Here is a 22,664-nt window from a genome sequence, read left to right as displayed (position 1 = left end):
CGCCGCCATGGCTGACAGGATCGGCTTCTGCCGCTAGAAGGCGCGGCCATGAGCGCTCCCGAAAAGACCATGGCCGAGCTGGCCGCCGAATACGGCCTGGCCCCGAACGAATATCAGGTCGTCCTCGACCGGCTGGGCCGAGAGCCCAACCAGGTCGAACTGGGCGTCTTCTCGGTGATGTGGTCCGAGCACTGCTCGTACAAATCCTCGAAGATCCACCTCGGCAAATTCCCGACCAAGGGACCGCGGGTGATCTGCGGGCCGGGCGAGAACGCCGGGGTCATCGACATCGATGACGGCGACGCCTGCATCTTCAAGATGGAGAGCCACAACCACCCGTCCTACATCGAGCCCTACCAGGGCGCGGCGACGGGCGTGGGCGGCATCATGCGCGACGTCTTCACCATGGGCGCGCGCCCGGTGGCCCTGCTGAACGCCCTGCGCTTCGGCGACGTGGCCCACGAGAAGACGAAGCGTCTGGTCTCGGGCGTCGTCTCGGGCATCGGCGGCTACGGCAACTGCGTCGGCGTGCCGACCGTCGCGGGCGAGACCAATTTCCACGCCGGCTACAACGGCAACATCCTGGTCAACGCCATGTGCGTCGGTCTGGCGAAGTCGGACGCCATCTTCTACTCGGCCGCCCCGGCGGCGGGCCTGTCGGTGGTCTATTTCGGATCGAAGACCGGCCGCGACGGCATCCACGGCGCGACCATGTCGTCGGCGGAGTTCGACGATGAGTCGGAATCGAAGCGTCCGACCGTGCAGGTCGGCGATCCCTTCGCCGAGAAGCTGCTGATCGAGGCCACGCTGGAACTGATGGCCTCGGGCGCCGTCGCCGCCATCCAGGACATGGGCGCCGCGGGCCTGACCTCGTCCTCGGTCGAAATGGCCGGCAAGGGCGGCGTGGGCATCGAGCTGAACATGGACGCCGTGCCCCAGCGCGAAGAGGGCATGACCGCCTATGAGATGATGCTGTCGGAATCGCAGGAGCGGATGCTGGCGGTCCTGAAGCCGGGCCGCGAGGAAGACGGCTACCGCATCTTCCAGAAATGGGGCCTGGACGCCGCCGTCATCGGCGTGACCACCGACACCGGCCGTCTGGTGCTGAAGCACCATGGCGAACTGGTCTGCGATGTGCCGCTGGCCCCGCTGTTCGACGACGCGCCCCTGTACGACCGCCCGTGGGTGCAGCCGGAGCTGCAGCCGCGCCTCGATCCGAAGGACGTGCCGGCGCCGGAAAGCTGGACCGACGCGGTGCTGAACGTGCTGACCTGCCCGGACATGGCGTCCAAGCGCTGGATCTGGGAGCAGTACGACCGCCACGTGATGGCCGACACCCTGCACGACTCGGCCACCGGCGCCGACGCGGGCGTTGTGCGGGTGCATGGCACGGACAAGGGTCTGGCCGTCACCAGCGACTGCACCCCGCGCTATGTGCAGGCCGATCCTTATGAAGGCGGCAAGCAGTGCGTGGCCGAGGCCTGGCGCAACCTGACCGCCGTCGGCTCGCGTCCGATCGCCATCACCGACAACCTGAATTTCGGCAATCCGCAGCGCCCCGAGATCATGGGCCAGATCGTGCGGGCCATCGACGGCATGGCCGAGGCCTGCCGCGACCTGGACTTCCCGGTCGTGAGCGGCAACGTCAGCCTCTACAACGAGACCAACGGCGTCGCCATTCCGCCGACCCCGACGGTCGGCGCGGTCGGCCTGCTGCCCAACTATGACACCGTCACCGGCTTCGGCGGCGCGGTCGAGGGCGATGTGCTGGTGCTGATCGGCGAGACGCACGGCGAGCTGGGCGCGTCCATCTATCTGCGCGAGGTTCTGGGCCGCGAGGACGGCGCCCCGCCCCCGGTGGACCTGAAGCTGGAGCGCAAGACCGGCGACTTCGTGCGCGGCCTGATCGAGACCGGCGAACTGACCTGCGTCCACGACCTGTCGGACGGGGGTCTGGTCGGCGCGGCGGCGGACATCGCCCTGGCGTCGGACGTCGGCGTCGAGCTGAACGCCTCGAGCGCCGCCCATGCCCATGCCTTCCTGTTCGGCGAGGATCAGGCCCGTTATCTGGTGGCCGTCTCCGACGCCAACGCCCTGATCGCCAGGGCGCATGAGGCCGGGCTGCACGCCTCGGTCGTCGGCGAGATCAAGGGCGCGGATTTCGCCTCCTCGGGGCCGAAGGGCGAGCTGTTCCGCCTGCCGCTCGCCCACCTGCGCGAGATGCACGAGAGCTGGATGCCCAACTGGATGAACGGCTGATGCGCGTCGCGCCGGGCCTGATCGCCCTGATGCTGCTGGCCGCCTGCGACGGCGGCGGCGATCCGGTGCAGCAGGCCCTGCGCGAGACGGCGGCGGCCAACCACTCGGCGGTAGTCAGGGAAACGGCGACGGTCGAACCCGCTGTGTCGCGCTCGCCCGATCAGGAACGGGTGGACGCGATGCTGGCCGACCGCCGCGCCTCACGGGCGGACGCAGAGAGGGTTCTGCGCGACACCCGGGATCCCGAACTGCGGCGACTGGCGCAGGCGGCGGCCGAGAGCCGGACCCGCGAAATCGCCGAGCTGGAAGCCTGGCGTCCGGCGGATCAGTCCGCCGTCAGCAGGTAGTCGTTCGGTTCGACCAGCCTGTAGCCCGGCGTGGTGCTGACCATCTGGCGCAGCCAGTAGGCGTGGCCCGCGCCGTACAGGACGACGATCCGGTCGCCCGGCCGCGCCACCTGCCGGATGTGGGCGAAGATGACGGCGTTGCGGGTGTACCAGCGGCCGTTCAGCACGGCGCCCGGTTGTTCGTCGCCGGCGCCGAGGCTCAGCAGGTCGGCGTAGATGCCCTGGCTATAGGCGACCTGCTCGGGCGTGTTCAGCCAGGCGAGGAGCTGCGCCACGGTCGCCGTGGACTGACGGCGCTCCATCTCCGCAGCCATGACGGCCATGCGGGCGTTCATTTCATCGAAGCGAGCCTGCTGCCCGTTGGCCTGCACCCAGGTCATCACATCCTCGAACGGGAAGTAGGAGGGCTGGCCCTCGCGGTCCTGCTCGTCGATGGCGTAGACGCGCTCAAGACCGAGATCGTGAGCCAACCGGTAGCCGATCTGGACCCGTTCGTCGGGGTTGGTCGCGAGGTCGGCGGGAGTGAAGGCGGGGTAGCGGTGATCCAGCAGGGTCGTCCGGTCAGAGGCGATCCGCTCCACGGCGAGCGCGGTCGGATTGAACCGGGCCAACGCCCGGGATACCGCCTGAAGCTGGGCCTGCTTCTCCGGCGTGGTGACCGGGTCGATGCGGGCGTTATGCACGTCCCGCCCCGGATTGTTCATGTGATAGCTGCCGAGGATCATCACCTCGATCGGCGCGGGGTCCGGAACAGGCGGAGCCGACTGCGCCAACGCGGCAGTGGGAAGGACGAGGGCGGCGACGGCCGCGATGAGCTTGAGCATGGGTTCCCCCTGAGGTTTCGGGGGAAGAGGCGACCGCCGGACCGCATGGATGCGGCCCGGCGGATTAATTCCTGGACAGGTTCAGCCCGGCTCAGACGACCGGGATGGCCTGGCTGAGGCGCCCGCCGACGCGGAGGGGCTCGACGCGGGTGGCCAGGCCGGTCCGGTCGTCGGTCTCGACATAGACGCCGCAGATGGTGGCCGGGCCGTGGGCGGGGCTGTAGCGGCCGCCGGACAGGCGGGTGGTGAAGCGCCGCAGGGGCTCTTCCTTGTCGTTGCCGATGACCGAGTCATAGTCGCAGCAGCCGCCGGCGTCGGTCTGGTAGGCCGTACCGCCGGGCAGGATCTGGCAGTCGGCGGTCGGGACGTGGGTGTGGGTGCCCACCACCAGCGAGGCGCGGCCGTCGCAGAAATGGCCCATGGCCATCTTCTCGGAGGTCGCCTCGGCGTGGATGTCGACGATGATGGCGTCGGCGGCCATGCCCAGCGGACAGGCGGCCAGCTCCTTCTCGACCGCGCTGAACGGATCGTCCATCGGGTCCATGTGAACGCGGCCCAGCACGTTCATGACCAGGACGGTGCGACCCGACTGGGTCTCGAACAGATTGGCGCCGGCGCCCGGGGCGTCCATCAGGCGCGGATAGTTCAGCGGGCGGATCAGCCGCGGCTCTCGCACGATGTAGGTCAGGGCCTCGCGCTGGTCCCAGCTGTGGTTGCCCAGCGTCAGGCAGTCGGCGCCGGCCATGAACAGCTCATTCGCCGTGTGCTCGGTAATGCCGAAACCGCCCGCGGCGTTCTCGGCGTTGACCACCACGAAGTCGAGCTTCAGGTCGCGCTTGAGCGCGGGAAGATGGTCGGACAGACCGTCGCGGCCGGACTTGCCGACCACATCACCGAAGAAGGCGAGACGCATATCAAAGTACCTTTCGGGCGGCGGTATAGCCGACCTCGGTCAGAACGCCATCCAGGCGTATGTCGTGCCCTTCCACCGGCAGATCGTCGATCTGCTGCCCGGCGTAGGCGAAGCCGATGCGGATCGCCTGCGGAAGGGCGGCGAAGGTGCGGTCGTAATAGCCGCCCCCCTGCCCCAGCCGTCCTCCCTGCACGTCGAAGGCCAGAAGAGGCGTGAGGATCAGTTCGGGGACCACCGTCTCCGCCAGAGGCAGGGGCGCGGGCACGCCCTCCTGATCCAGCTCCAGCGGCTCGCCCGGCGCCCAGCGGCGGAAGATCATGACGGCGTCGGTCTGGAGCACAACCGGCAGACACAGGCTCCGTCCCTGCCGGATCAGGGCGAGGGCCAGGACGTCCGTGTCGAGTTCCGAGCCGATGGCGTGATAGACGGCGACGGGATCGCCCGGCGGGAGGTGGCTGACATGGGACGCGGCGCGTTCGGCGGCCTGAGGGTCCAGCCCGGCCAGCCGCTTGCGGTGCGCTCGCATCTCCGACCGAAGCTGGCTCTTGTCGATCATGAACCGGGCGTACCGTATCCGGCGCCCCTTCACCATCCTTCGCCTGCGGCTTCGGATGGTCCCCCTCCCCCAAGGGGGAGGAACGCGTTCGCGCTCAGGCAGCGAGGCTCCGCGAGCCGAGCGTTAGCGCACAAAAGAGAGAAAGGGTGGCGGCGCCGTAAGAGCCGTGAAGGACGGTTTAAATCCTCTCGAGCCTGGGTAGCCAGGTGGGCTCCGCGTGCCCAACCCCACGAGGTCGGACAGGGGCAGATCCCTTCGAGTGAATTAAGGCCGCGAGGATATGTTGCCTTCGACGTGAGCCACAGCATGACCCGCCGGGAAGCAAGATAGTCGCTCCTTGGGGGCGGAACAATGGCATCGCGTCGCGATGGAAGTCAGTCCCTCGGGAAACGGGTCGGGGCCGGCTCCTCGACGCGGAACACCTCGAGCGCATCCCCGGTCAGGCGAGCCCGCATGCGGTCCTCCGTGCCCTCGACGGCGAACAGGCCGTCTTCGGTCATCGGGCGCAGCGGGTAGGTCTGGCCGTTCGAGAGACGCCAGATCAGTCCGCCGTCCTGGAACAGGATGGTGCGGGCGCCGTAGATCCCGGCGAGAGGCTCCAGTCGTTCGACCGGGAGGGTGACAGGATGGACCCGGGCCTCAATGCCCGCACGGGCCCACTCCCAGCCGGCGCGATCGACCGGATCGGCATCCGTCCGCTGGAGCAGCGCCGTCAGAGCCAGCGCGCTGGCGGCGTCCAGCGCAGTCGCCGGATCGACCTCCACGTCCGGGCTGACGCCGGCGCCTTCCCAGTTGGTCCCGGACACCGGGTGAACCGGACGGCCATAGGAGACACTGAGCATGAAGCCCGGCGGAATGGGCACGAAGGTGTTGTTGTTCGCGGCGCCGTGAGTGCCCCCGCCCACCAGTGTCCCGAGCCGGAACTGCTGGACGTCATAGGCGAAGGCTTCGGCGGCCGAGCCAACCTGACGATTGATCAGGACGTAGAGCGGCTTGCCGATCATCCGTCCCGCCGGGACGTTGTCGAGCGTGCGCGACTGGACCGGGTCCTTGCCCGCTTCGAGGAAGGTGATGTCCAGTTGGTCCGGCTTCATGAAATGGCTGAGCAGGTAGCGGACAGCGGCGTGGTCGCCTCCGCCGTTGCCGCGCAAGTCGATGACCACGGCATCCCCGTCCCGCAGGAAACGCATGGCGTCGTCATAAGCCTGTCCGGTGCGGTCCATGACCCAGTGGAACTGGGTGATACGGAGGTACCGGACATTGCCGGGCAGGATGCGCATCTCGGCCAGGCCCTGATTGCTGCGCCGGGCCGCGGCGGCCCAGAGCGCCAGGAATTCAGGATTGTCGAAGACCTCGCCCCCGGAGGTCAGCGCAGCCGCGTATTCCGCCGGGTCGTTGTTCAGATACATGTGCCCGTCGTCGCTGGACTCACGGAGGTCGGTGCTCAGGCGCTCGGCGAAGGCGCCGCGATCGGCGGTGTCGTACCGCCCCGAGGCGAGCCCCTCGTTCAGGCGATCCCGGATGGCCGCCACCCGCGCGGGGAAGACATAGCGGGTCTCGACCGCCGCAATGATGGCGGCGACGGCGGCGGCGCGATCCGTGGCCGTCATCGACGCAGTCGCGGTGCGGGCGACCGCAACCGGCGCAGCGCGCTGGGCAAGGACCGGCCCGGCCGCCGTCAGGGCGAGCGCGCAAACGGACAGGATCAGGGCAAGGCGGGTCATCAGTCTTCTCCGGACAGGGAGGCGGCGGCCGTGGCGAGACGATCGCGGAAGGGGGTTTGTCCGAGCGCCTCAAGGGCGCGCGACAGCACATCGGCAAGCGGCTGGCCGATGTCGGCGTCGAGGGCGTCCGACGCTGCTGCGGTGGCGGCCCAGCACCGCTGAAGCGTCGGCAGCCGGGTGTGGGTGAAATCCGTCAGGGCCACGATCCGCTCGCGGGCGTCCTGACCGGGCGCGAGCGAGACCCAGTTCCGCGCCGCCATCTGGCTGACCGTCTGGCTGACCGCCGAGTGGGTGACGCCCGTTCGGGCTGACAGGGCGCGGATGCTGGCCGGGCCGTCGTTCAGCAGGGCGCGAAGGATCGGCGTGAAGCGCGGCCGATAGTCGAGACCGGCTTCAACGTAGGACTGCTCAACCGCACCGTCGAGATGGTCGATCAGGCGGCGGAGCAGGACGCCGTGTGTGCGTTGTGAGTAGGGCATGCGCGAGATGTATAAGCACTGTTACACCTCCACAAATGACAAATGGGAAAGGTCCGTCGGGAGCAATCAGAGACCCTGGGCGATCTTTTCGAGGCGGGCGGCGACGGCGTTGAGGGCTTCGGCCACGCCGTCGATGGGCGGGGCCGAAGGCTCGGCGGCGGCGGAACCGGCGGCGCCTCCGCCGTTGGTGCGGGCTTCGTGCAGCTCGTCGGCGAGCAGCAGGCCGGCCATCAGGAACAGGCGCAGGTCGCCGACATGGCCGACCTCGCCCGCCACCTGACGGACATGGCCGTCGAACTGGCCCGCGAGGGCGCGGACGCGCTCCTCCTGACCGTCCGCGCAGCCGACGGCGTAGGGGCGACCGTTGATCTCGACCGTGACCGTGGCCATCAGCGCGCCTCCTGCTCGGCCAGGGTCTCGCGAATCGCGTCGGCGGCCCGGGACAGGGCCTCGGCGGCGTCGCGTCCGGCGGCCTCGAGCTCATGGATGCGGGCGCGATCCGTCTCGCTGGACGGCTGGGGCGCGAACAGGTCGTCGTCCGGCACGCGGCTGGCGCCCGCCGCGCGGCTCTTCAGGTCCATCAGGCGGCGTTCGAGCAGGGCCAGGGCCCTGTCGACACGATCCTTAGCGGCCGTTGCAGCATCCATACCGGTCAGAACCTCCAGATTCCGTATAGAACCCGCGCGCGCGCCGGGGTAAAGCGGCGCGCCTCCCTTTTTCCGCCTTCCGACGAAAGGTCTCCACAGTGACCGACGCCAAAGCCGTATCCGAGAAAGCCACCCCGAAGCAGATGGCGGATGCGATCCGCGTACTGGCCATGGATGGCGTTGAAAAGGCAAAGAGCGGCCACCCCGGCATGCCGATGGGGATGGCCGACGTGGCGACGGTCCTGTTCTCGAAATTCCTGAAGTTCGACGCGAGCCGCCCCGACTGGGCCGATCGCGACCGCTTCATCCTTTCGGCCGGTCACGGCTCGATGCTGATCTACGCCCTGCTGCACCTGACCGGCTACAAGGCCGCGACCAAGGAAGAGCTGTCGAACTTCCGTCAGTGGGGCTCGAAGACGGCGGGTCACCCGGAGTACGGCCACATGCCGGGCGTTGAAGTGACCACCGGCCCGCTGGGTCAGGGTCTGGCCACCTCGGTCGGCTTTGCACTGGCGGAACGTCATCTGGCGGCCAAATACGGCGCCGATCTGGTGGATCACCGCACCTGGGTCATCGCCGGCGACGGCTGCCTGATGGAGGGCGTGTCGCAGGAGGCCATCGCCCTGGCCGGCCGCCTGAAGCTGAACAAGCTGCACGTCCTGTGGGACGACAACGACATCACCATCGACGGCAAGGTCTCGCTGTCGGACGTCACCGACCAGAAGGCGCGCTTCAAGGCCGCGGGCTGGGCGGTGAAGGCCGTGGACGGCCACGACATGAAGGCGGTGAAGTCGGCCCTGCAATGGGCGACCCGTCAGGACAAGCCGACGCTGATCGCCTGCAAGACCAAGATCGGCAAGGGCGCCGCCACCATGGAAGGCAGCCACAAGACCCACGGCGCGGCGCTGGGCGCTGCCGAGATCGCGGCGACCCGTCTGGGCCTGGCCTGGGATCACGCCCCGTTCGAAATGCCGGAAAACGTGCTGTCGGCCTGGCGCAAGGTCGGCCGCAAGGGCGCCAAGGCCCGCAAGGCCTGGGAAGCCCGTCTGAAGGACTCGGCGCAGGCCGCCGACTTCACCCGCGCCATGAAGGGCGATCTGCCGGACACGGCCTTCGCCAAGCTGGACGCCAAGATCGCCGAACTGGTCGAGACCAGGCCCGCGCAGGCCACGCGCCAGTCGTCGGGCGCCGCGCTGGACGAGCTGTTCGCCGCGATCCCGGAACTGGTCGGCGGCTCGGCCGACCTGACCGGCTCGAACAACACCTTCGTCAAGGACACCCTGATCCTCGACGCCCCGACCTATGAAGGCCGCTACATCAACTACGGCATCCGCGAGTTCGGCATGGCCGCGGCGATGAACGGCCTGGCCCTGCACGGCGGGGTGATCCCGTACGGCGGCACCTTCATGGTCTTCTCGGACTACAGCCGCCCGGCGATCCGCCTGGGCGCCCTGATGGGCGTGCGCGCGGTTCACGTACTGACGCACGACTCGATCGGCCTGGGCGAAGACGGCCCCACCCACCAGCCGGTCGAGCACCTGGCCGCCCTGCGCGCCATTCCGAACCTGCTGGTCTTCCGTCCGGCGGACACCATCGAGGCGATGGAAGCCTGGAAGGTCGCCCTGCAGACCAGGACCGCGCCGTCGGCCCTGTGCCTGTCGCGTCAGAAGACCGCCGCCGTGCGCACCACGGCGTCGTCGGAGAACCTGACCGCCAGGGGCGCCTATGAGCTGCGCGCCGCCAAGGGCGAGGCCCGGGCCACCCTGTTCGCCACCGGCACCGAGGTTCCGCTGGCGCTGGAAGCCGCGGACCGTCTGGAAGCGAACAACATCCCGACCCGCGTGGTCTCGGTTCCCTGCTTCGAACTCTTCTTCCAGCAGGACGCCAAGTATCAGGCCTCGGTCATCGGCCGCGGCACCGTGCGCGTCGCCGTCGAGGCCGCCCTGCAGCAGGGCTGGGAGCGCTTCATCGGCGAGGACGGCGGCTTCGTCGGCATGACCGGTTTCGGCGCCTCGGCCCCGGCGGAAGTGCTGTACGAGAAGTTCGGCATCACCACCGAGGCGGTGGTCGCGGCGGTCAAGGCGCGGCTCTGATCGCATGAGCCGCCTCGGCGCCGTCAGCCTGCTGGTCCGCGACTATGACGAGGCCGTCGCCTTCTATGTCGGCACGCTGGGTTTCGACCTGACCAGCGACCTCGACATGGGCGGCGGGAAGCGCTGGGTGACGGTGCGGCCCAAGGGCGGGGACGCCGCCCTGCTGCTGGCCAGGGCGACGACGCCGGAGCAGGTCGCGCGCATCGGCGATCAGGCCGGCGGACGGGTCTGGCTGTTTCTCGAGACCGACGATTTCGCGCGGGATCATGCAGCCTGGACGGCGGCAGGCGTGACCTTCCGCGAGGCGCCGCGTCACGAGCCCTATGGCGTGGTGGCGGTGTTCGAGGACCTGTATGGCAACGCCTGGGATCTGATCCAGCCCGCCGGGAGCACCGTATGATCCGCCGCGCCGTCCTGACCCTCGCCCTGATGCTGTTCGCCACGCCGCTGGCGGCGCAGACCCCGGGGACGGCTCCGGTCGGCGAGACCTTCACGGTCGCCTCGCCCCTGATGGGCAAGGATCGCGAGCTGAACGTCCTGCTGCCCGACGGCTATGAGGCGGGCGCGGCGCGCTATCCGGTGATCTACATCCTGGACGGCGGGCAGGCGCAGGACTTCCCGACCTATGCCGCCATGATCCGGCAGGCGGCGCGGGACGGGCAGATGCAGCCGGTCATCGTGGTCGGCGTAGCGTCGGAAGATCGCCAGAACGAACTGACGGAGCGCGCCCGCGACCGGCAGATCATCACGCGCTGGCCGAGCCACGGCCAGTCGGAGCGCTTCCGCCAGTTCCTGACGGACGAGGTGAAGCCCTGGGTGGAGACGCGCTATCGCACGGACGGCGAGGATGCGGTGCTGGGCGAGTCGGCGGCGGCCCTGTTCATCGTCGAGGCCTTCCTGGAGCAGCCGACGCTGTTTGACCGCTATCTGGCGATCAGCCCCAGCCTGTGGTGGGACCGCGAGGCGCTGTCGAAGCGGGCCGCAGGTCTTCTGGCCGCGCATCCGGCGGGCGACCGCCTGCTGCTGCTGTCCATCGCCGATGAGGGCGGACAGATGCAGTCGGGCCTGAACCGACTGATGCTGGCGCTGGATCGCGCGGGTCCGCAGGGCCTGCACTGGCGCTACGAGCCGCGCCACGATCTGGAACATTCCACCATCTATCAGGCCGTCGCGCCGCTGTTCGTGCGCGAGGCCTTCCCCGTCACGGAGACCCCCGCCCCATGACCCGTATCGGCACCCCGCTTTCCGACTCCGCCATTCGCGTGATGCTTCTGGGCTCGGGCGAGCTCGGCAAGGAGGTCGCGATCGAGCTGCAGCGGCTGGGCGCCGAGGTGGTGGCGGTGGACCGCTATCCCAACGCCCCGGCCATGCAGGTGGCGCACCGCAGTCACGTCATTCCGATGACCGATCCGCAGGTGCTGAACGGCGTGATCATGGCCGAGGCCCCGCACATCATCGTGCCGGAGATCGAGGCCATCGCCACCGACGTGCTGGCGCGGATCGAGGAGGCCGGGATGGCGACCGTGATCCCGACCGCCCGGGCGACCGTGCTGACCATGAACCGCGAGGGCATCCGCCGTCTGGCGGCGGAAGAGCTGGGCCTGCCGACCAGCCCCTACGCCTTCGCCACCTCGGCCGAGGAACTGGCCGCCGCGGCGCACGGGATCGGCCTGCCGGTGTTCGTGAAGCCGGTGATGTCGTCCTCGGGCAAGGGCCAGTCGATGATCGAGGCGATCGAGGACGCCCCCAACGCCTGGGCCTACGCCCAGTCGGGCGGCCGGGTCGAGACGGCAACGGTGATCGTCGAGGGCAAGATCGACTTCGACTTCGAGATCACCCTGCTGACCGTGCGGTCGAAGGCGGCGGACGGATCGATCCGCACCGACTTCTGCGCCCCCATCGGACACCGGCAGGTGAAGGGCGACTATGTCGAGAGCTGGCAGCCGCAGGCGATGACGGCGGCGGCCCTGGCTTCGGCGCAGGACATCGCCGGCAAGGTGACGGCGGCGCTGGGCGGTCTGGGCGTGTTCGGGGTCGAACTGTTCGTGAAGGGCGACCAGGTCTGGTTCTCGGAAGTCAGCCCGCGCCCGCACGACACGGGGCTGGTGACGTTGGCCACCCAGACGATGAGCGAGTTCGCCCTGCACGCCCGCGCCATCCTGGGCCTGCCGGTGGACGTCAGCCAGCGCGAGCCGGGCGCCAGCGCGGTCATCTACGGGGGGATCGAAGCTGCCGGCATCGCCTTCGAGGGCGTGGCCGAGGCCCTGTCGGTGCCGACCGCCGACCTGCGCCTGTTCGGCAAGCCCGAGAGCTTCGAGCGCCGCCGTATGGGCGTGGCCCTGGCGCGGGGCGCGGACACCGATCAGGCCCGCGAGCGCGCCGGCGAGGCCGCCGGCAAGGTGCGTCCGGTCGCGGGCTGAGCCCCGCGGCCTAGAACTCTTCCCAGCCGCCCTCGGCCGGTTGGCTCTGGCGCGCGGCGCCGCCCTCCCCGACCGTGCGCATCTGGACGACCGGCCGGTGCTGCACCTTCGGTGCGGCCGGCCGGGCCGTTGACGACGCCAGACGGAACCGGGCGACCGACGAGGCGAGGCTCTCGGCCTCCTGGGTCAGGGAATGGCTGGCGGCGGTCGATTCCTCGACCATGGCCGCATTCTGCTGGGTGACCTGATCCATCTGGTTCACCGCCGTATTGACCTGCTGCAGGCCGACGGCCTGCTCCTGGGCCGAGGCGGCGATTTCGGACACCAGGCTGTCGATCTCGGCCACGCGGCTGACGATCCGCTGCAGGGCCTCGCCGGTCTGGCCGACCAGCTGGACGCCCGAGGCGACCTGGGAGCCCGAGGCCGAGATCAGGGTCTTGATCTCCTTGGCGGCCTCGGCCGAGCGCTGGGCCAGGGCCCGGACTTCCGAGGCCACGACCGCGAAGCCGCGGCCGGCGTCGCCCGCGCGGGCGGCCTCGACCCCGGCGTTCAGGGCCAGCAGGTTGGTCTGGAAGGCGATCTCGTCGATCACGCCGATGATCTGGCTGATCTGGCTGGACGACTGCTCGATGGCGCTCATCGCGGCCACGGCGTCGCGGACGACCACGCCCGAGGTCTCGGCGTCGCCGCGCGCGCCCTGCACCACGTCCGAGGCCTGGCGGGCGCCCGAGGCGGTCTTGTTCACGGTGGCGGTGATCTCGTCCAGGGCGGCGGCGGTCTCCTCCAGCGAGGCGGCCTGCTGCTCGGTGCGGCGCGACAGGTCGTCGGCCGCGTGGCTGATCTCGCCCGAACCCGAACGGATGGCCGAGACGTTGGAGACGACCTGGGTCATCGCCTGCTCAAGCTGGGCGATGGCCGCGTTGAAGTCCGCCCGAAGCTGTTCGTAGTCCGTCGGGAAGGCCGTCTCGATGCGTTGGCTGAGATCGCCCTTGCTGAGCAGGGCCAGGCCGTTTCCGAGCGCCTGGACGACGCGTTCCTGATCGCGGGCCAAGGCCTCCCGCGCGGCCTCGTCCCGCAGGCGCTGGGCGTCCTCGGCGGTCCGGCGGCGTTCGGTTTCGGCAGCCTCCCGGTTCATGCGCTCGACAATGAGGGCCTGAAGCTCCTCGACCGCCCGGCCGACCGCGCCGACCTCGTCGTTCCGGCGGGCGCTGGTCAGGTCGACGTCCGTGCGACCCGACGCCAGAGCCCGCATCTCGCGCGCCAGCCCCTGGATCGGCATCACGATCATCCGGATGGAGGCCGCGATCAGCAGCAGGCTGAGCACCACGCCGAGGCCGATCGCGCCCTGCATGAGGCGAACGCCCATATGCGCCTGGGCTTCCGCACCGCGTTCGGCGCGGGTCGCGACGCGTTCGATCTCTTCCGAAACGGCTTCCATCCGGCCTTCAAGGTCCAGGAAGGCGGTCTTGAACGCCGGCAGGCCGGCGCGCGCCGCGTCCGGGTCCCGCCCGGCCAGTTCGACGATCCGGCCGGCGGCGGCGATGTAGGCCTCCAGCGGCGCCTCGACCCCGGACAGGGCTTCGCGCACCTCGGGGTCTGTCGCCAGCGCCCTGTTGGCCCGCACCGCGTCCTGGAAGACGGCGACGTGCTCCCCGGTCTCGGCCCGGACATCGTCCAGACTGACCCCGGCGGACGGATCGGTCGAGAGAATGGCCGACAGAACATCCGACCGCAGCGCGTCGTGCATCATGTCCGCGCGCATGTGATTGCGCAGCACTTCGGCGGAGCGCCCCGAGTTTTCGAGCGCGGTCTTCAAGGTCGCCGTCACCCAGAGTCCGCCGCCCCCGCTGAGGGCGCACAACAACAGCACAAGCAGTCCAGCGAGCGCGACTTTCACACGAATCGTCTTGAGCATGGCGACCCTCGGTTTGAAGGACCATTCAAGCGTCACGGGTTAAAACTTTGATTAATCGACAGGACGGAAAGCCCGTATGCGCCGCTTAATCCAAGTTCAATCGAAGAAGATCATAAACTTGAAGCGTGCGTTACCTGTAAAGTTTCGTCGTAAAAAGACCGAAAAAATCGGCATTTCTTGAGATGAAAGAATGACAACTTCGACACTTACAAAGTTGTTTTCCATGCTTGCGGGCAGTTTGGCCCTCTGCGCAGCCGCATCGAGCCAATGCTCCGCCCAGGAGAACACGTCAGCCTGGTCAACCGAGGTTATCTATACCGCCGATATCGCGGGAGTCGTCTCTGGCGGGACCGCGCGATCGAGCCGTTTTCTGGACAATCTGGACATTACTGTCGACGGAGATCTCGAACGACTCTGGGGGCTCCGCGGCCTTCGGGTCCACATCTACGCGCTGAACAACAACGGCGGAGAGCCGAACGAGTTGGCCGGAACCCTGCAGGGGATCGACAATATCGAGGTCGCCGACCAGGGTGCGCGGCTTTACGAGTTCTGGCTTGAGCAGGACTTCGGCGCAGGGTCGGTCCTGGCCGGCCTGTATGACGTCAACAGCGAGTTCTATGCGACCGAGGCGTCGGACCTGTTGATCGCGCCGCCGTTCGGCATCGGGTCGGAACTCGCCGCGACCGGCCCGAACGGACCATCCATCTTCCCGTCCACCGCCTTGGCGCTTCGCCTGCGCCTCGGTGACCCCGATCGGCATTACGCGCAGGTCGCAGCGGTCAACGCGGAAGCTGGCGCCCTGGGCGATTCCGGGGTGGACACCGGCCTGGACAGCGGCGCCCTGCTGCTGGCGGAGGCGGGCCTGAACGGTCGCATCCGGGTGGCGGTCGGCGGCTGGCGATACAGCGAGCGTCAGGACGACATCCGGGACACCGACCCCCTCGGCGACCCCGAACCCCGATGGGCCCAGGGCGCCTATATGCTGGCGGAGGGCGTCGTCTACGAGACCGAGGGCGGCCTCACCGCCCGCGCCTTCCTGCGAATCGGCGCATCGGACGGCGACACGACCGACTTCCGGGGCGGATGGCAGGGCGGGGTGCGGCTGGACCATGTCTTCCCGTCCCGACCGGACGCCGCCCTGTCCTTCGGCGTTCACCAGGGCCTGCTTTCGGGCAAGGCGCGGGCGAACATCCGGGATACGGGCCTTGACCCCGCCCATGCCGAGGAAGGCGTCGAACTGACCTATGCCGATACCGTCGGCCCCCTGACGGTGCAGCCCAGCCTTCAGTGGATCAACAACCCCGGCGGCGACCGCGACGCCCGAGACGTCGTGGTGGCAACGCTGCGCCTGAGCGTGGCGCTTCACTGACCGCCCTGGCCGGCTAGACGACCGGCCCCGGCCCTGCCAGGTCCCCGCCGCGCTCCCGGGCCGCCAACGCGCCCAGCGCCGCCTCCAGCGCGGGGTCGCGGCCCTCGCGCCGGTCCTCGCGCGTCACGGCGGCCTCGACGTCGGGCGTCACGCCGCGCTTCTCCAGTCGAACCCCGCCGGAGGTGACGAAGTCGGCCCGGCTGAGGGTCAGGCGCCCGCCGTCAGGCAGGCGCGTCTCCTGCGAAATCAGCACCGCGCCGGCGGTGCGTTCGCCCACCACGACGGCGCGGCCGGCTTCCTGCAGGGCGGCGGGGGTCAATTCGGCGGCGGAGCGGCTTTCCGCGTCGACCAGCACCGCGACCGGGTTGGACACCGGCGCCTCGAGGTCTCCGCACCCGCCCGCCGTGCTGAGCGCGATCCGGCGGCCCGAGCGGGGGGTCCGCGTGGCCCAGACCTGATCGCGCGGCAGGAAGCAGCTCAGCACCGCGTCCGCCTCCATCAGCCGCCCGCCCGGATTGCCGCGCAGGTCGATGACCAGATCGGTTTCAGGCGGAAGGCCGGCCAGTTCCTGCCCCATCCACCGACCGAGTCCGGCCTCGAACCCCTCGACCCTCAACACCACCACGCCCGGACGGGACCGGTCGGCGACGAAGGCCGGCACAGGCTCCATCACCACCGGGGTCAGGGAGAGCGGCCGCTCATGCCCCGCCTCGTCCACGAACGTCATCGCCATGGCCTGTCCGGCGACCACCTCCTGGTCGGGGCTCCAGCCGTCCTGCAGGACCCGCAGGCGCCAGCCCTCCTGAACCCCTGCAGCCTCGGCGGGAGAGCCGCGCCGAACAGCCTCGATCCGGTAGTCGCCGGGATGCTCCGGCGCGGGCCGGAGCGAGAGGCCGACGGCGGCGCGACGCTGCCGCAGGGCGTCCTGCCGTGAGGCGACCGCCGGCGAGGCCGCGCCCGCGTGATCGTCGTCCAGAAGGTCCAGCATCTCATCGAGAACGGCGTACAGCCCGCGATCATCGCGAGCCGCCAGCGCCTGGGGGCGATAGGTGCGCCGGGCGGCGTCCCAGTCCACCCCGTGCAGGCCCGGATCATAGTACTGGCTGCGCACCTCGCCCCAGACGCGGTCGAAGACCCGCTGGTTCATTCGCGCCCGGTCCCGCGTCGATGACGCCGCATCAACGACAGCGCCGCCACCCGCCTCGACCGTCCCCGCAAACGACGGAGCCGCGACGAGCGCGAGGCTCATCGCGGCTGACACGGTCAGTCGTGTGACAAGACGACGGAAGTTCATCCGCCCACGTTATGGCGCCCCGACAGGGCGGGCCAAATCACGAAATCGCGGCGCTGGGTCAATCACCGTCCCGGGTCTCGATCCTGTGGCTGAAAATCCGGACCTCGCCGTTGCGACCCCGCTCTCCGTCCTCGATGAAGCCCGAGTGGTCCGCATCCATGCCGGCGAAGGCCTCGCGCAGGGGCGCGAGGAACTCGGCCTCGCTGATCTTGCCGTCCCCGTCCTTGTCGAGGTCCCGGTCACCGGGACCGTCGACCGCATGAACCATGACGCGAGAGCCCCGCGCCCCCGGCCCGCCCGGACCGCCCGGACCACCGGGGCCGCCGGGTCGCGTGCGCACAACGACCCTGGACTCGGCCCCGCCCGGATCGGGCGTGACGAACACTATCGTGCGATCGCCGTCCCGCTCGAGGCGAAGGGGTTCGCCCTCCTCGCCGGAGCCGCGCCACTCAAACCGGCGGACGTCGCCGGCGCCCGGACGCTCCGCCAGTTCCTCCCCCGACAGACGACCGTCGCCGTCCTTGTCGAGCCGGGCGAAGGCGGCGTTCAGCGGGGCGGCGAACTCCTCCCGGGTGACCTGGCCGTCGTTGTCGGCGTCCAGACCGGGGGCGTCGCCGTCGCCGCCGACGAAGACGACGCGGCTGTGGACCTCCATCCGGGGCGGCAGCGGCGGCGGCGGGTCCTGGGCGAGGATGAGGGACAGCGCGATCATGGAGAGCATGGGCTCGGCTCCTTGTTTGGATGATCCCTTGGAACACGCCGCCCTTGCGCCGGTATTTCAGCGTTCGCCCGAATTGTTTCAGGACTGAAATGACGCGGACGCGGCGCTCCGCCAGAATGGCCCCATGCAAGCAGACGCCCACCGTATTCTCGTCGTTGATGACGATCCCGGCATCCGCGAAGTCCTGTGCGACTACCTGGGCCAGCACGGCTATGACGCCGTCGGCGCCGCCTCGGCCGCGGAGATGGACCGCGCCATCGCCCTGCGCACCCCGGACCTGATCGTGCTGGACCTGATGATGCCGGGCGAGGACGGCCTGTCGGTCTGTCGCCGCGTCTCCGGCAAGGGGACGCCGATCATCATGCTGAGCGCGATGGGCGAGGACATGGACCGGATCATCGGTCTGGAACTGGGCGCTGACGACTACCTGGCCAAGCCGTGCAACCCGCGCGAACTGCTGGCCCGGGTGCGCGCCGTGCTGCGTCGCCCGCGCGAGGAAACCGCCGCGGCCGCCGGCCCCGCCCTGGGCTTCGCCGGCTGGCGACTGGACCTGCTGCGGCGGGAGCTGACGCGGCCGGACGGCGAACAGGTCGGCCTGTCTTCCGGCGAGTTCGCCCTGCTGCACGCCTTCGCCGAACGCCCGGGACGCGTGTTGAGCCGCGACCAGTTGCTGGAACGCGCGCGCGGCGCCGATGCGGACGTCTTCGACCGCGCCATGGACGTGCAGATCAGCCGACTGAGAAAGAAGCTGGACGACGGCTCCGGTCTGGAGATGATCCAGACCCTGCGCGGCGAGGGCTATATGTTCGACGTCAAGGTCGAGCGTCTGCGAGGCGCGGCTTGAAGCGCCCGAGCGCCTTTCCGGTCCTGGTCCAGGTCGCCGCCCTGGCGGTGCTGGCGCTGGTCCTGTCGCAGGCGGTGACCTTCGCCCTGGTCGTGCTGTCGCCGGACCCCCGGCCGGTCGGGTTCAGCATCGACGCCGCCAGCCAGGCCCTGAAAGGGGAGGCGGCGGAGACCTCGGACGGCCGCCCCCTGCGACGCCGGATCACCGACCAGCCCGTTCGGCGCACCGATCGGGACGCGCGCGACCCCGTGGCGATCGCTATCGCCGGATCGCTGGCGGAGCGGCTGGGCGTCCCGCTGGAGCGGGTGAAGGTCTCGGTGGAGCGGGGTCCGCCCCGTCGCAACGGCCCGGGCCCCGACGGCCCGCCGATCCGGATGCGTCCGGCCGGCGATGTGAATTTCGTCTTCGTCCGTCCCGACGAGAAGACCGGCGTCGACGTGACCCACCCCGCGCCCGCAGGCGCCCCGTCCGGCGAGGTCCAGCGGCTTACGGTCCAGCGCGCCGAGCGCGCCGGCCGGGTGGTGGTGAACTCCACCGTCCAGCAGTTCACCATCCGCGCCGACCGCCTGACCTTCGCGCCGTTCACCGCCTCGGTGCAGCAGGACGACGGGCGTTGGGCGACGGTCGAGCCGCCGCGCGGCCTGCTTTCGCCCTGGCAGAAGCGCGTTCTGCTGGCCCTGGGGATCTCGGTCCTGCTGCTGGCGCCGCTGGTGTGGTGGATGGCGCAGCGGCTGACCCGCCCGATCCGGGTGTTCGCCGGCGCGGCTGAACGCCTGGGCGCCGATCCGGAAGCCGAACCGCTGAAGCCGTCCGGCCCCAGCGAGGTGCGGACGGCGATCCACGCCTTCAACGACATGCAGGCCTCGCTGCGCAATCACATGCGCCAGCGCACCCAGACCGTCGCGGCCATCGCCCATGACCTGCGGACGCCCCTGACCCGTCTGCGCTTCCGGGCCGAACAGGCGCCGGACGCTGTCCGTGACCGCATGGTGGCGGACATCGAGGAGATGGACGCCCTCATCGCCCAGGCCATGGCCTTCGTGCGGGGCGAGACGACGCCGGAGCGCAGCGAGCCCCTCGATCTGGGCGCCCTCGCCGCCGACTGCGCGGCCGGCTTCGCGGAGACCGGCGCGGACGTCGCCTTCGAGGGCGGAACGCGACTGGATGTGCTGGCGGACCCGGCGGCCCTGCGACGGGCGCTGGGCAATCTGATCGGCAATGCCGTGAAGTACGGCGGCGGCGCCCGGGTGAAGGCCTTTGCGCTTGAGGAGGCCGCTGTGATCACGGTCGAGGACGACGGGCCGGGCCTGCCGGCACACGAGCTGGAAGCGGTGTTCGAGCCGTTCCGGCGGGGCGAGCAGTCGCGCAACCGCGAGACCGGCGGCGCGGGGCTGGGGCTGACGGTGGCGCGACAGGCGGCGCGGGGCGCGGGCGGCGAAGTGACGCTGTCCAACCGGTCCGGCGGCGGGCTGACCGCCCGCCTGAGCCTGCCCCTGACGCGGACATGAGGCGGGCCTGACGCCGCCGGCGTTACAGTTCATCACGTCTTGTTACAGTCGCGGGGTTGAAACGCCGGGCGCTGGGTCTCATTGAAGCGCCGACCTATATTCCGGCAACAGCCCAAGGGAGCCCCGCTCATGACCGTCCGCGTCGCCATCAATGGTTTCGGCCGCATCGGCCGCCTCGTCCTCCGCTCGATCGTCGAGCACGGCCGTCGCGACATCGAGGTGGTGGCGATCAACGATCTGGGCCCCGTGGCCACCAACGCCCACCTGCTGAAGTACGACTCGGTCCACGGCCGCTTCCCCGGCACGGTCGAGCACGGCGACGACTGGATCGACGTGGGTCTGGGCAAGATCAAGGTGACCGCCGAGCGCGATCCGGCGAACCTGCCGCACAAGGACCTGAACGTCGACATCGCGTTCGAGTGCACCGGCATCTTCACCGCCCGTGACAAGGCCGAGGCCCACCTGAAGGCCGGCGCCAAGCGCGTGCTGATCTCGGCTCCGGGCGAGAACGCCGACAAGACCATCGTTTACAAGGTCAACCACGAGACCCTGACCGCCGACGACATCATCGTCTCGAACGGCTCGTGCACCACCAACGCCCTGGCCCCGGTGGCCAAGGTGCTGAACGACCTGTTCGGCATCGAGCGCGGCTACATGACCACCATCCACGCCTACACCGGCGACCAGCCGACGCTGGATACGATGCACAAGGACCTGTACCGCGGCCGCGCCGCCGCCCTGTCGATGATCCCGACCTCGACCGGCGCCGCCAAGGCCCTGGGCCTGGTCCTGCCGGAACTGAAGGGCAAGCTGGACGGCTCGTCGATCCGCGTTCCGACCCCGAACGTCTCGGTCGTCGACCTGAAGGTCGTCGCCGGTCGTGAAGTGACGGCGCAAGAGATCAACGCCGCCCTGCAAGCCGCCGCCGACGGCCCGATGAAGGGCGTGCTGTTCACGACCAACGACCCGGTCGTGTCCACCGACCTGAACCACATCGCGGCCTCGTCGACCGCCGCCCTGCCGCAAACGCAGGTCGTCGACGGCAAGCTGGCCCGCGTGCTGAGCTGGTACGACAACGAGTGGGGCTTCGCGACCCGTATGTCGGACACCGCGCTGCAGATGGCGAAGTTCCTCTGATGAAGACGCGGCGCCCCTGGAGCCACCGGGGCGCCGCCCTTCTCGTCGCCATTCTGGGCCTGATCGCCGGGCCGGCGATCTATCAGGCAGCCGGCTTCGTCCGGTTTTCGTTCCAGCCGCATACGGTCTCGTCAGGATGGCCGATTGTCGCGGCGCTGCTCGTCCCGGGGCTCTTCTGGCTCGCTTCGGCAATCTGGTTGTTCACCCGGCTCCGCGGTCGAACACGCTGGCTTTTCGCCATCGTCACAACGCTCCTAGCCCTTGCCCCCGTCGTCGCCATGAAGCTTGAAAAGCCGAAGGCGTCTCGAACCATCGTCCTTTCACCGGCTGAAGCCGAAGCCTGGAAGAATTTCCGCCCATGACCTTCCGCACCCTCGACGACGCCAAGGACCTCGCCGGCAAGACCGCGCTGGTTCGCGTGGACTTCAATGTGCCGATGGAGGCCGGGAAGGTCACCGAGGACACCCGGCTGCGCGTCGCCCTGCCGACGATCCAGAAGCTGCGCGACGCGGGCGCCAGGGTGGCGCTGCTGGCCCACTTCGACCGCCCCAAGGGCCAGCGCGTCGCGACCATGAGCCTGAAGCCGGTGGTCGAGCCGCTCGAGACCCTGCTGGGCGCGCCCGTGCGCTTCGCCGACGACTGCGTGGGCGATGTGGCCCGGACTGCCGTCGCCGATCTGGATGCGGGCGGGGTGGTCCTGCTGGAGAACGTCCGCTTTCACGCCGGCGAGGAAAGCAACGACCCGGCCTTCGCCGCGCAGTTGGCGGAACTGGGCGATGTCTATGTGAACGACGCCTTCTCGGCCGCGCACCGCGCCCACGCCTCGACCGAGGGTCTGGCCCGCCTTCTGCCAGCCTATGCGGGCGAGTCGATGCGCCGCGAACTGGATGCGCTGGACGCCGCGCTGGGCAATCCGCAAAAGCCGGTGATCGGCATCGTCGGCGGGTCCAAGGTGTCGACCAAGCTGGACCTGCTGAAGAACCTCGTCAGCAAGCTGGACCGTCTCGCCATCGGCGGCGGCATGGCCAACACCTTCCTGTTCGCGCAGGGGCACGATGTCGGCGCCTCGCTGTGCGAGAAGGATCTGGCCGACACCGCGCGTGAGATCATGGCGGAAGCCGAGGCCAAGGGCTGCGAACTGCTGCTGCCGGTCGATGTGGTGACGGCCAAGGGCCTGACGCCGGGCGTCGAGCCGGACGTGCGAGGGCTGGACGCCATCCAGGCCGATGACCGCATCCTGGACGCCGGTCCGGAGACCGTCGCCCGCCTGATCGCGGCGATGGATGCGTCGAAGACCCTGATCTGGAACGGTCCGCTGGGCGTGTTCGAGGTGCCCCCGTTCGACCGCGCCACGGTGGCCGCCGCCAGGCACGCGGCGGAACTGGCCAAGGCCGGCAAGCTGGTCGCCGTGGCCGGCGGCGGCGACACCGTCGCGGCCCTGCACCATGCCAAGGTCGCCGACGACATGACCTTCGTTTCGACCGCCGGCGGCGCCTTCCTGGAGTGGATGGAAGGCAAGCCCCTGCCCGGCGTCGAAGCGCTTCAGGCCTGACCGGCTTCGCGGGCGTCGCTTGCCCGCCACAGGCCCGTTCTTCCTCGCAGGGACGGGCCTGC

General features: G+C 69.7%; 23 protein-coding genes and 1 other RNA gene. 12 read left to right on the top strand and 12 right to left on the bottom strand.

Translation table 11 applies throughout. The annotated features are described in order from the left end of the window. The first annotated feature begins 48 nt into the window (after positions 1-48). Together purL and ACLQ7T_RS03330 are read left to right on the top strand one after the other, a co-directional pair. On the top strand, positions 49-2,259 hold the full coding sequence (gene purL, locus ACLQ7T_RS03335) for a phosphoribosylformylglycinamidine synthase subunit PurL (protein WP_420478130.1): 2,211 nt from the start codon (positions 49-51) through the stop codon (positions 2,257-2,259). Continuing rightward, on the top strand, positions 2,259-2,606 hold the full coding sequence (locus tag ACLQ7T_RS03330; RefSeq protein ID WP_420478129.1) for a DUF305 domain-containing protein: 348 nt from the start codon (positions 2,259-2,261) through the stop codon (positions 2,604-2,606). The genes purL and ACLQ7T_RS03330 overlap by 1 nt, the downstream gene beginning before the upstream one ends. Here ACLQ7T_RS03330 and ACLQ7T_RS03325 read toward each other — a convergent pair. From ACLQ7T_RS03325 to ACLQ7T_RS03295, 8 genes are all read right to left on the bottom strand, one after another. Continuing rightward, positions 2,585-3,430, bottom strand: a complete 846-nt coding sequence (locus ACLQ7T_RS03325) for a DUF5694 domain-containing protein (RefSeq protein ID WP_420478128.1) — start codon at positions 3,428-3,430, stop codon at positions 2,585-2,587. The two genes, ACLQ7T_RS03330 and ACLQ7T_RS03325, sit on opposite strands and share 22 nt — an antisense overlap. Before the next feature lie 91 nt (positions 3,431-3,521). Next, positions 3,522-4,343: a TIGR00282 family metallophosphoesterase gene (locus ACLQ7T_RS03320; RefSeq protein WP_420478127.1), complete on the bottom strand. Its 822-nt coding sequence runs from the start codon at positions 4,341-4,343 to the stop codon at positions 3,522-3,524. A 1-nt stretch (position 4,344) separates the two neighbouring features. Beyond that, positions 4,345-4,899: a 5-formyltetrahydrofolate cyclo-ligase gene (locus ACLQ7T_RS03315; RefSeq protein WP_420478126.1), complete on the bottom strand. Its 555-nt coding sequence runs from the start codon at positions 4,897-4,899 to the stop codon at positions 4,345-4,347. Positions 4,900-5,047: 148 nt separating this feature from the next. Further along, positions 5,048-5,210, bottom strand: a non-coding RNA gene (gene ssrS / locus ACLQ7T_RS16225) — 6S RNA. Positions 5,211-5,273: 63 nt separating this feature from the next. Continuing rightward, the gene (locus ACLQ7T_RS03310) at positions 5,274-6,623 is read right to left on the bottom strand and encodes a S41 family peptidase (protein WP_420478125.1); all 1,350 of its coding nucleotides are present in this window, start codon (positions 6,621-6,623) and stop codon (positions 5,274-5,276) included. Then, entirely contained in the window at positions 6,623-7,102 is a 480-nt protein-coding gene (locus ACLQ7T_RS03305; RefSeq protein WP_420478124.1) for a MarR family winged helix-turn-helix transcriptional regulator, read from the bottom strand. The genes ACLQ7T_RS03310 and ACLQ7T_RS03305 overlap by 1 nt, the downstream gene beginning before the upstream one ends. Positions 7,103-7,168: 66 nt before the next feature. Continuing rightward, positions 7,169-7,492: a cell division protein ZapA gene (locus ACLQ7T_RS03300; protein WP_420478123.1), complete on the bottom strand. Its 324-nt coding sequence runs from the start codon at positions 7,490-7,492 to the stop codon at positions 7,169-7,171. Continuing rightward, complete coding sequence (locus tag ACLQ7T_RS03295; protein ID WP_420470803.1) at positions 7,492-7,749, bottom strand: hypothetical protein; 258 nt, start codon at positions 7,747-7,749, stop codon at positions 7,492-7,494. Before ACLQ7T_RS03295 ends, ACLQ7T_RS03300 begins: the two co-directional genes overlap by 1 nt. A 98-nt stretch (positions 7,750-7,847) precedes the next feature. Between ACLQ7T_RS03295 and tkt the strand changes: the two genes are divergently transcribed. The 4 genes from tkt to purT are packed head-to-tail and all read left to right on the top strand — an operon-like array spanning position 7,848 to position 12,262. Continuing rightward, on the top strand, positions 7,848-9,842 hold the full coding sequence (tkt, locus tag ACLQ7T_RS03290; RefSeq protein WP_420478122.1) for a transketolase: 1,995 nt from the start codon (positions 7,848-7,850) through the stop codon (positions 9,840-9,842). 4 nt (positions 9,843-9,846) lie between these two features. Next, positions 9,847-10,242, top strand: a complete 396-nt coding sequence (locus ACLQ7T_RS03285; RefSeq protein WP_420478121.1) for a VOC family protein — start codon at positions 9,847-9,849, stop codon at positions 10,240-10,242. Further along, positions 10,239-11,066, top strand: a complete 828-nt coding sequence (locus ACLQ7T_RS03280) for an alpha/beta hydrolase (RefSeq protein WP_420478120.1) — start codon at positions 10,239-10,241, stop codon at positions 11,064-11,066. Before ACLQ7T_RS03285 ends, ACLQ7T_RS03280 begins: the two co-directional genes overlap by 4 nt. Next, positions 11,063-12,262, top strand: a complete 1,200-nt coding sequence (gene purT, locus ACLQ7T_RS03275; RefSeq protein ID WP_420478119.1) for a formate-dependent phosphoribosylglycinamide formyltransferase — start codon at positions 11,063-11,065, stop codon at positions 12,260-12,262. Before ACLQ7T_RS03280 ends, purT begins: the two co-directional genes overlap by 4 nt. Positions 12,263-12,272: 10 nt before the next feature. Here the strand turns inward: purT and ACLQ7T_RS03270 are convergent, their stop codons facing one another. After that, complete coding sequence (locus ACLQ7T_RS03270) at positions 12,273-14,177, bottom strand: methyl-accepting chemotaxis protein (RefSeq protein WP_420478118.1); 1,905 nt, start codon at positions 14,175-14,177, stop codon at positions 12,273-12,275. A 96-nt stretch (positions 14,178-14,273) separates the two neighbouring features. Next, positions 14,274-14,465 (bottom strand): hypothetical protein, encoded by a 192-nt coding sequence (locus tag ACLQ7T_RS03265; RefSeq protein WP_420478167.1) that lies wholly within the window; start codon positions 14,463-14,465, stop codon positions 14,274-14,276. On the opposite strand from ACLQ7T_RS03265, the gene ACLQ7T_RS03260 reads away from it, so the two are divergent. Beyond that, the gene (locus ACLQ7T_RS03260) at positions 14,401-15,546 is read left to right on the top strand and encodes a carbohydrate porin (RefSeq protein WP_420478117.1); all 1,146 of its coding nucleotides are present in this window, start codon (positions 14,401-14,403) and stop codon (positions 15,544-15,546) included. The two genes, ACLQ7T_RS03265 and ACLQ7T_RS03260, sit on opposite strands and share 65 nt — an antisense overlap. Before the next feature lie 13 nt (positions 15,547-15,559). Here ACLQ7T_RS03260 and ACLQ7T_RS03255 read toward each other — a convergent pair whose 3' ends face one another. Together ACLQ7T_RS03255 and ACLQ7T_RS03250 are read right to left on the bottom strand one after the other, a co-directional pair. Continuing rightward, positions 15,560-16,795 carry a S41 family peptidase gene (locus ACLQ7T_RS03255; protein ID WP_420478116.1) on the bottom strand — a complete coding sequence of 412 codons (1,236 nt, stop codon included), beginning with the start codon at positions 16,793-16,795 and terminating at the stop codon, positions 15,560-15,562. Between the two features lie 103 nt (positions 16,796-16,898). Continuing rightward, the gene (locus tag ACLQ7T_RS03250; RefSeq protein ID WP_420478115.1) at positions 16,899-17,561 is read right to left on the bottom strand and encodes a hypothetical protein; all 663 of its coding nucleotides are present in this window, start codon (positions 17,559-17,561) and stop codon (positions 16,899-16,901) included. Between the two features lie 124 nt (positions 17,562-17,685). Between ACLQ7T_RS03250 and ACLQ7T_RS03245 the strand changes: the two genes are divergently transcribed. From ACLQ7T_RS03245 to ACLQ7T_RS03225, 5 genes are all read left to right on the top strand, one after another. Continuing rightward, positions 17,686-18,405: a response regulator gene (locus ACLQ7T_RS03245; RefSeq protein ID WP_420478114.1), complete on the top strand. Its 720-nt coding sequence runs from the start codon at positions 17,686-17,688 to the stop codon at positions 18,403-18,405. Next, complete coding sequence (locus ACLQ7T_RS03240; RefSeq protein WP_420478113.1) at positions 18,402-19,913, top strand: ATP-binding protein; 1,512 nt, start codon at positions 18,402-18,404, stop codon at positions 19,911-19,913. The genes ACLQ7T_RS03245 and ACLQ7T_RS03240 overlap by 4 nt, the downstream gene beginning before the upstream one ends. Before the next feature lie 129 nt (positions 19,914-20,042). Beyond that, positions 20,043-21,050: a type I glyceraldehyde-3-phosphate dehydrogenase gene (gene gap, locus ACLQ7T_RS03235; protein ID WP_420478112.1), complete on the top strand. Its 1,008-nt coding sequence runs from the start codon at positions 20,043-20,045 to the stop codon at positions 21,048-21,050. After that, a complete protein-coding gene (locus ACLQ7T_RS03230) occupies positions 21,050-21,412 on the top strand; it encodes a hypothetical protein (protein ID WP_420478111.1) in 363 nt (120 codons plus the stop codon). Before gap ends, ACLQ7T_RS03230 begins: the two co-directional genes overlap by 1 nt. After that, positions 21,409-22,602, top strand: a complete 1,194-nt coding sequence (locus ACLQ7T_RS03225) for a phosphoglycerate kinase (RefSeq protein WP_420478110.1) — start codon at positions 21,409-21,411, stop codon at positions 22,600-22,602. Before ACLQ7T_RS03230 ends, ACLQ7T_RS03225 begins: the two co-directional genes overlap by 4 nt. Positions 22,603-22,664 lie beyond the last annotated feature (62 nt).

The sequence above is a fragment of the Brevundimonas sediminis genome, assembly GCF_048799765.1.
Taxonomy (GTDB): domain Bacteria; phylum Pseudomonadota; class Alphaproteobacteria; order Caulobacterales; family Caulobacteraceae; genus Brevundimonas.
This window is presented reverse-complemented; position numbering and strand designations above follow the sequence as displayed.